Source organism: Streptomyces sp. NPDC002730 (assembly GCF_042888805.1).
Lineage (GTDB): Bacteria > Actinomycetota > Actinomycetes > Streptomycetales > Streptomycetaceae > Streptomyces.
In genome coordinates this window covers 410,474-418,732 of the sequence record NZ_JBIAQG010000005.1, presented here as the reverse complement: position 1 = coordinate 418,732, position 8,259 = coordinate 410,474, and the positions used below count along the sequence as shown (strand labels likewise).

Sequence of the window (8,259 nt, the reverse complement as noted above, 5' to 3'; positions counted from 1 at the left end):
CACAGACGCACAGACGCACAGACGCACAGACGCACAGACGCACAGACGCACAGACGCACAGACGCACAGACGCACAGACGCACAGACGCACAGACGCACAGACGGGCAGACGGGCCAGGACGAGCACCCGACGTCAGGCTCCGCCGTCGGTCCGCGCCTGTTCCGCGATACGCCGCTTGGCCTCGTCCCAGTTGATCGGCAACTGCTCCACCGGGACTTCCCAGAAAGTGAAGGTCGAGCTGCGCATGGTCGCGCGCAGCCCGGTCATGATCCCGCGGTGCGGCTCGGCCTTCGCGTACGCGTAGAGGGCGTCCCGGCTCTCCCACGCGGACAGCGTGAAGAAGACGCGCTTCGTCGGCTGGGCGATGAGGGAAGCACCGAAGGCTCCCGGTGCGGACCGCACCTGCCGCCACGCGGCGAGCGACTTCCAGAAGAAACGCGGCACGTCCCCGAGGGAGCGCACCTCGAAGCGGGAGGCCATGACGAAAGCCTGAGCGCCTGGCGGGGCAGGGTTCGGGGTGACCCAAGGGAGTGTAGGCATGACACTTCTCGCCTTCATGGATAGGCAGTGACACTATCCATATTAGAGAGTGACACTCTCTAATAGCCAGACGAGAGTGGGAACAGTGCGAATTTCCGAGCTGAGCCGCCACAGCGGGGTGCCGATCACAACGATCAAGCACTACCTCCGGGAGGGACTGCTGCCGCCCGGACGGGCGACAGCCGCGACCCAGGCCGAGTACGAGGAGTCGCACGTACGCCGCCTCCGGCTGATCCGCGCCCTCATCGGAGTACGAGGGTTGTCGGTCAACGCCACCAGGGAGCTGCTGAGTGCGGTGTCCGAGCACGAAGCCGACACCCACCAGGTGCTCGGCCTCGTCCTCGGCGCCCGGCCGGTCACCGAGCCGGAGTCCGAGTCCGAGGAGGAGGACCGGCCCGGCATCGCCGACGCGGATGCGCTGCTGACGGAAATGGGCTGGCAGGTCTCGGAACACGCCCCGGCCAAGAGCGTCATCGCCGAAACCCTGGAGACCTTGCGATCACTCGGTGTCGACTACGACTGGCGGTCCCTTCTCCCCTACGCAACCCTCGCCGAGCGCACCGCCGCCCACGATCTCGATCAACTGGACGACACCACCGACCCCCTGGAACAGGCCGAACGAGCCCTGCTGCTGACCGTGTTGCTGGAGCCGGCCCTCCTGGCGCTGCGACGCCTCGCACAGGAGGACGAGTCGGCCAAAAGGTACGGCGGCTGACGAGGGGACCCGCGAGGGCGGTTGCCGTCAGCCGCCACCGTCGGAGCAAAGGCCAAAGGCCAGAGGCCCCGTCGATTTCTCGACGGAGTACGCTCGCTCGATCTCGCCCAGATATTGCCCCAGGTGGAAGCGGACCTCCTCGATCACCCTGTGGTGGCGGTCCGGATACATCAACTCGCTCCAAACGACCGTCTCACCGCGTAGTCGCACTCGGATGCGGAGCCCCGAAGAGCCCGACTCGGAATGTTCCTGAGACGCCAGGCCGACACTGCGGGCGGCATCCGTCGGGTAGAGCGGTCCACCGGGCCGGAGAAGCTGCTTCGGGTGTATGCCCACGACCCTGCTGTCGCTGCGCGCGATCAAGTCGAGGCCGTCGACAAAAAGGTACGTGTGCGTGGCAGTGCATACGGGTGGCCCAGGGCAAGTGCCGATGAGCAACGTGCTGATCCGACTGCGGCTTTGGCGATCGGGCGACCCGACCCGAAGCGCATGCGGGGACCTACGCGACATTGACCCTTCGTGGCATCATGCGCCGATCATACTGTTGGCGGCCGCACGCCCACCGGGACGGACGGCCGCCGAAGCCTGCCGGGGCCGGGGGCCCGCGACCCTAGTTGGCCAGCCAGTCCGTGAGGGTCACGGGACGGTCGGTGAGCACGCGGAGGTTCCCGCCGTCGGCGGCGTCGACATAGGCGCCGCTTGTGCCGGCGAAGTCGTCGACGGCGGTGAAGGCGATCCGGTTGCCGTCGGGGGAGAAGACCGGGTTCTGGACGCCGGAGAGGGGCATCGGCCACTGCGGCTCGGTGGCGGCGCCGGTCGCGACGTCCGTGATGCGCAGACCGTGCCCGGTGGAGTGGACGACGCGCCGCCCGTCGGGGGACCAATCGGCGGGCGTCGACAATGCCTGGTGGTCGGTTGTGACGGCGCGGACCTCGCGGGTGGCCAGGTCCAGAATGTAGACGTCCGAGCCGTACTCCCAGCCGCTGGGCGTCTCGTACGAGGTGGCCTTCAGGAAGGCGATGCTCCGGCCGTCCGGGGAGAACGTGCCGCGGCTGCCGGAGGTGAGCACCTCAGCACCGGTGCCGTCCGTGGCGATCCACTCCAGGCCGCGTGGGCTGTCGTAGACGATCCGCTTACCGCTCGGGGACCAGTCAGGGTGTCCGACGTACGGCGCGGTGGCGTCTTCGGGCTGGACGCCCTCGGCCAGGACGCGCCGGTCGCTGCCGTCGGCGTCGGCGATCACCAGGTCGCGGGCGTACATGCAGCCCTCGTCCTGCGGTATGCACGTGGCCCGGCGTTGGATGTACGCCACTCGGGAGCCCTTGGGCGAGAGGACCCCGTCCTCCGCGGCCTGGGCGAACGTGGTGGTGACGGAGCCGGTCGCCGGGTCCAGCGCGACGGTGGCGGGCGACCCCGCGGAGTAGTCCGTGGCGGTGATCCGGCCCGCCTCCACCGCTCCCCCCGCGCTGGCGGTCCCCACGAGTGACAGGCTCGTCGCAACCGCGAGCCCGACTGTCAACGCAGCGTGTGTGAAGCGCACATGCGCTCCTTCCGTGATTTCGTGGACCGGCCGTACCGGCCCTACTAATGCACAGCGCAAACCGATCAAGAAACGTCACGTCCGGCCCACGCCCAATCGGCACAGGGCACGTCGAAGGCCCTGTCCGTCCGGACGGGACGTTCAGCGGAGGCTGCCGCGCCGCTCGATGTGAACCGGCGGGACGGTCGCTGAGGTCTCCGGGCAGGTCAGCCGGGGTCCTACGGTTGGCGGCGGCCGGATGCGGCCGCTGTCCGTGCTTCGCTGCTGTACGCGCAATGCAAGAAGCCCCCCGGATTTCTCCGAGGGGCCTCTCAACTGTGTGCACTCGGCAGGATTCGAACCTGCAACCTTCTGATCCGTAGTCAGATGCTCTATCCGTTAAGCTACGAGTGCTCGGCGTCCCGGGCTTTTCTGCCTGGTCGGCGTTGCGGGAACAACATTACATGACCCGCGCCGTCAGGTGAAATCCGTTAACCAAACCCATCCCGACCTGCGAAAACGCCGCAGAAACGCCTGCAGAACACCTTCCGAAACACCTGCCGGAACGACCGAAGCCCCGACCATCAGGACGGGGCTTCGGTGATCAACTGGCGGAGGCGGAGGGATTTGAACCCTCGATGGGCTTTAAGACCCAAACCGCATTAGCAGTGCGGCGCCATAGACCGGACTAGGCGACGCCTCCAGCACACCCGCGCGGGCGCGAGTGGTGCGTGCAGATGATGACACAGCCCAGCGGGGTGTCACCAATCGCTGCCCACGGTACTAGGGACGTGGGCCGCAGAGCAAAGTCCGGCCCCTCCGGGAGTCCGGCCGGTCCGGGAGACGTCCCTCGAAGAGCGCAGTCCGGTTGCGCAACGCCCGGACGCGACGAGCGTTAGAGAGTGCGGGGCCTCTCGGTCCCAGCAGGACCCCGTGACTCTCCAGCTCCAGGAGCTCCCATGCTGCGCCAGCTCGTCCTCACCGCAACCGCGTCCCTCGCCGCGCTCGGCGCCGCCCTGCCCGCCGCCGCTGCGGCGCCCCTTCCGCTGCTGAAGGCGCCGGACAAGCTGACCGTGATCGTCTCCGAGACCGGGAACAGGCGGACCGACGGGCGGTACGAGCTGGCGTGCGGGCCCGCCGGCGGGACGCACCCCACGGCGCAGGCCGCCTGCGACCGGCTCGACCAGCTTGCGCGGGAGAGGCAGGACCCCTTCGCGCCGGTGCCCGAGGACCGAATGTGCACCGAGCAGATGGGCGGGCCGGCCACCGCACACGTCACCGGAACCTGGCAGGGACGGCGCGTCGACGCCACCTTCAGCCGGACCAACGGCTGTGAAATCTCGCGCTGGCGGACGATCGAACCGGTACTGCCGAACACCAGGTCATAGGCCCGGGCGTGCGCCGTGTGCACACAACATTGGTGAGAGCTCCCCCTCATCCGCCGTCGCGTCCGCATCCGCTGCCTTTAGACTCCCTCCAGTGACAGGCTGAAGTCCGAGGAGCAAGATGGGACCGGCCCGTCCGCAATATGCAGTAGGTCAGGGAGGAAGCGTCGTCGTGAGCAGCAGGCCATCCCGAGGCGCTGCTCGCCTCGCAGCCATACTCGACGCCCTTCCGGACGGGCTCGTGCTCGTCAACTGCAATGGCACGGTCGTCAATGCCAACACCATTGCCCTCGAACTCTTCGAGACGCCCGGCACCGCCCTCGTCGGACGCGGGCTGCTCGATCTGCTGCCCTCCTTCGACTCTCGGCTGATTCCCGGCTCCATGCGGCGACCCGAAGCCGCGGACGAGCGGGGCCGCACCAAGCCGGCCCGGATGGTCGCGCGGCGCACGGACGGCAGTGAGTTCCCGGTCGAGGTGACCAGCGCCAGCCTTGAGGACGGGCACGAGGCCTATGCCTCGTCCCCCGGATACACCGGCGACGAGCTGCTGATGCTCGTCGTACGGGATCTGTCGGGCACCGTGGACACCGAAGCGGAGCTGGCGCGTTCGCAGCGGCAGACCGAGATGATCCTTCGGGCCGCGTCCGAGGGCGTCGTCGGCACGGACACCGACGGGCGGGTCGTCCTGGTCAATCCGGCCGCCGCGCAGATCCTGGGGTTCCGGGCGAGCGACCTGGGCGGCCAGGAGCTCCACCCGCTGATCCTGCACTCGCGCGCGGACGGCGAGCCGTTCCCGTACGAGGAATCGCCGCTCGCGGACACGCTCAAGTCCGGCCGCAAGCATCGGGTGCGCGGGCAGGTGCTGTGGGCGAAGAACGGTTCGAAGGTGGCCGTCGATCTGACGACCGCGCCGGTACGGGACGGGGACCAGCTCGTCGGCGCGGTGATGACCTTCACCGACCGGCGTCCGTACGAGGAGCTGGAACAGCAGCACTCGGCGGAACTCGCGGAGACGACCGAACGGTTCACGGCCGAGATCGAGGAGACGACCGAGCGGCTCACGTCCGAGCTGGCGGACAGGTCGGAGCGGTACGCGGCCGAGATCGAGGGGCGCACTGAGCGGTACGAGGAGCTGGCCGCCCGGCATGCCCAGCTGACCGCAGTGCTCGGCGAGTCGCTGCGCGGGCCGCTGGAGGAACTGCGTGCCGAACTGGGCACGCTGGCCGCCGACCCGGCCGGACAGCTGTGGCCCGAGGCGAATCAGATCCTGCACCATCTGGCTGCCGGTTATGCCCGGATGACAACGCTTGTCGACAATGTGCTCGGCTTCCAGCGGCTCGACACGGGCGCGGAAGAGCTGAACAAGGCGAACGTGCTGCTCGACGCGGTCGTCGCGGCCGGGATCGAGGGCGCGATCGAACTGATCGGGCCCGGGCGGGCGCAGTTCGCGGTGCACGCGCCGCCGATAGAGGCCGAGGTGGACGGAGCTCGGCTGGCGACGGCACTTGCGCATCTGGTCGCGGACGTGGCCGGGGTCGACTCGACCGGCAAGGCCCGGGTGGTCCCGGGCGGCGTGTACGTGGACTCGACGGTCGTGGTGGCGGCGGCCCAGCGCGGTGAGGTCGTACGGATCGAGGTGCGGGGGCCGTTCGCCGGGGGAGACCCGGTGCACGAGCCGATCGTGCGGGGGATCGTACGGGCGCACGGCGGCGTGCTGCAGACGCACGAGGTGCCGGGGATGAGCGGCAGCGCGTACGTCCTGGAGGTGCCGCTCGGCGAGGGCGCGGGGACCGTGACGGCGTCGCAGGAGGCTGGTCCGGAGACCGGTGCGCTTGCGGAGACCGGTGCGCTTGCGTTGCCGGAACAGCCGACGGGATCCGCACCGGGTACGTCCGGCGGGGGCGGCGGGCGGCGGCGCGCGCGCAGAGCCTCTACGGATGCGTTCCTGGAGAGCCCCGTGGCCATGGAGGACCCCGTGGCGGCGCAGCCGACCGGGCGGCGCCGGGGCCATGCGGAGAAGCCTCAGCAGGAGCTGATCCCGGCACAGGATTCGGGTTCGCGTGCGGGCTCGGGCTCGGGTTCGGGCAGTGGCGGAACCGGGCGGCGACGTGGGCGGCCGAGCCCGGCCGAGCAGGCCACGACGGCTGCAGCCGTTGTCGCAGGGACCCTTGAGCCGACCGAGGGTTCGGTGGTGACGGCCGCGGAGGGCGCGGCCTCGACCGGGCGCGCGGCGCTCGGCCAGGCGGTGCCCCCGCAGGGCGTGCCCGTCGACGCACAGGGTTCGGGCGCGTCGGGGCGGCGCGTTGGCGAGGGCGGGCTGCCCGAGCTGTCCGCCGCGCCAGTTGCCGCACCTGCCGCTTCCACTACTGGTCCGGCCGAGGCACGGCCGGCCGGACGCCGGGCCAGGCGGGCACTGGCGGCCGCTCCGGCCGAGGTGGAGAGCGGCCGCAGCGCGTTCGCGCTCCCGCCGGCCGAGGCCGACCGGGTCCGGCCGATCCCGCCGACGGCCGGTGAGGCGGACGCCTCGCTGCCGGGCCGGCACGATGCCGTACGCACCGAGCCGGGCACCGAACACCACACGCCACCGCAGCAGCATCCCGTGCCGACGGGCCGCCGTCGCGCCCGCAAGGAAGAGGCTCAGCCGCTGCCGGGCCGGGCGCCGGAGACCCTTCAGGCACCGGAAGCAGCCGGGCAGGTGCCCGCCGCCGCGCAGCCGGAATGGGCGGAGAACGGCTCCTCGGGCACCGGCCTCGCCGCGATCGCCTCGGGCGGCCGGCAGCCGACCGCCGCGGATGACTCGACCGGTCAGCACTCGGCCACCGCGGACGGCGAAGCCGCCGTGGAGAACGCGAAGGAGACCGTTCAGGACACCGGTTCCGTATCCCTGCCGCTGCCGCTGCCGCTGCCTGCCGAGGTGCCGGCACAGCCGGTCGCCGCGCGCGCCGCGCAGCCCCTGCCCGCCGAGGCGCCGGTCTCGGCCGACTCGACACAGGGCCGGGCGTTCAGCGTGCGCACGCTCGGTCAGGGCGTGCCGTTCTCGCAGCAGATCGCCCAGCAGCAGAACCAGACGCTCGGCGCCGGCCGCCGCCGCAAGCTGGCCACACCGCCGGACGGCGAGCGGCCCGAACCCGCCGCGCGTCCGCACCCGCAGGCCCCCGCGCAGAACGGGCCGCGGCTGCCCGCCGCCCAGGCGGAGGGCCGGGCGTACGCGATCGGTGCGCCCGACGAGGGCGCGGAGGGACCCGAGCCGCTGGACGGCCCGGGCGGCGCGGTCGAGGTGGCCAACCGGCCGCAGCCGCAGCCCGTCGACGACGAACTGCCCCCGGAGCCGCTGGACAACCCGCGTCGGCTGCTGGTCTGGCCCGCGCCCGACGTCTCCACACAGCAGGCGTTGAGCGACCGCGGCTACCGCCCGGTGGTCGTGCACTCGCGCGAGGAGGTCGACGCGCAGATCGCGGCCTTCCCGGCAGCGCTCTTCGTCGACCCGCTGACCGGACCGATCACACGGACCGCGCTCCAGTCCCTGCGCCAGGCAGCCGTGGCCGCGGAGGTGCCGGTGCTGGTGACGGCGGGCCTCGGGCAGGCGACGCGGGAGGCCGCGTACGGCGCGGATCCTGCCGTGCTGCTCAAGGCACTGGCTCCGCGCGACAGCGAACAGCACCCCTCGCGCGTGCTGTTGATCGAGGAGCACGAGGAGATCGCGCTCGCGCTGACGGCCACGCTGGAGCGGCGCGGCATGCAGGTCGCCCGGGCGGGTGCGGACACGGACGCGGTCACGCTCGCCACCCAGGTGCGGCCGAACCTGGTGGTGATGGACCTGATGCAGGTACGCCGCCGGCGCGCGGGGATCATCGACTGGCTGCGCGCGAACGGCCAGCTGAACCGCACCCCGCTGGTCGTCTACACCTCGGCGGGCCTCAACCAGGCGGAACTGCCGCGGCTCTCGTCCGGCGAGACGGTGCTCTTCCTCGCGGAACGCTCCACGAGCAGCGAGGTTCAAGCCCGCATCGTGGACCTGCTGGCAAAAATCGGCACGAACTGACAGGCATCAAGTAGCGCAAAAGGGGCGACAGTCATGACTGCCGCCCCTTCCTCGCTC

Annotated in this window: 5 protein-coding genes and 2 tRNA genes; 3 read left to right on the top strand and 4 right to left on the bottom strand. The window is 70.9% G+C overall.

Annotated features, from left to right (window positions below; translation table 11 throughout):
• Positions 1 to 133 precede the first annotated feature (133 nt).
• Positions 134 to 541 carry a DUF3291 domain-containing protein gene (locus tag ACFYXH_RS15595; protein ID WP_389562829.1) on the bottom strand — a complete coding sequence of 136 codons (408 nt, stop codon included), beginning with the start codon at positions 539 to 541 and terminating at the stop codon, positions 134 to 136.
• A gap of 85 nt (positions 542 to 626) precedes the next feature.
• Between ACFYXH_RS15595 and ACFYXH_RS15590 the strand changes: the two genes are divergently transcribed.
• Entirely contained in the window at positions 627 to 1,256 is a 630-nt protein-coding gene (locus ACFYXH_RS15590; protein WP_389562827.1) for a MerR family transcriptional regulator, read from the top strand.
• Between the two features lie 610 nt (positions 1,257 to 1,866).
• Here ACFYXH_RS15590 and ACFYXH_RS15585 read toward each other — a convergent pair.
• The 3 genes from ACFYXH_RS15585 to ACFYXH_RS15575 form a co-directional block, all read right to left on the bottom strand.
• Positions 1,867 to 2,736 (bottom strand): TolB family protein, encoded by an 870-nt coding sequence (locus ACFYXH_RS15585; protein WP_389562825.1) that lies wholly within the window; start codon positions 2,734 to 2,736, stop codon positions 1,867 to 1,869.
• Between the two features lie 380 nt (positions 2,737 to 3,116).
• A tRNA-Arg gene (locus ACFYXH_RS15580) sits at positions 3,117 to 3,189 on the bottom strand.
• Positions 3,190 to 3,384: 195 nt separating this feature from the next.
• Positions 3,385 to 3,478: transfer RNA gene (locus ACFYXH_RS15575), tRNA-Ser, on the bottom strand.
• A gap of 256 nt (positions 3,479 to 3,734) precedes the next feature.
• Here ACFYXH_RS15575 and ACFYXH_RS15570 point away from each other — a divergent pair.
• A complete protein-coding gene (locus ACFYXH_RS15570) occupies positions 3,735 to 4,163 on the top strand; it encodes an SSI family serine proteinase inhibitor (protein ID WP_389562824.1) in 429 nt (142 codons plus the stop codon).
• Between the two features lie 169 nt (positions 4,164 to 4,332).
• On the top strand, positions 4,333 to 8,202 hold the full coding sequence (locus tag ACFYXH_RS15565; protein ID WP_389562823.1) for a PAS domain-containing protein: 3,870 nt from the start codon (positions 4,333 to 4,335) through the stop codon (positions 8,200 to 8,202).
• The last annotated feature ends 57 nt before the right edge of the window (positions 8,203 to 8,259 follow it).

Bases quoted from the DNA above. Each gene is read 5' to 3' on its own strand.
- ACFYXH_RS15595 (WP_389562829.1), bottom strand. From the start codon at position 541: ATGCCTACACTCCCTTGGGTCACCCCGAACCCTGCCCCGCCAGGCGCT.
- ACFYXH_RS15570 (WP_389562824.1), top strand. From the start codon at position 3,735: ATGCTGCGCCAGCTCGTCCTCACCGCAACCGCGTCCCTCGCCGCGCTC.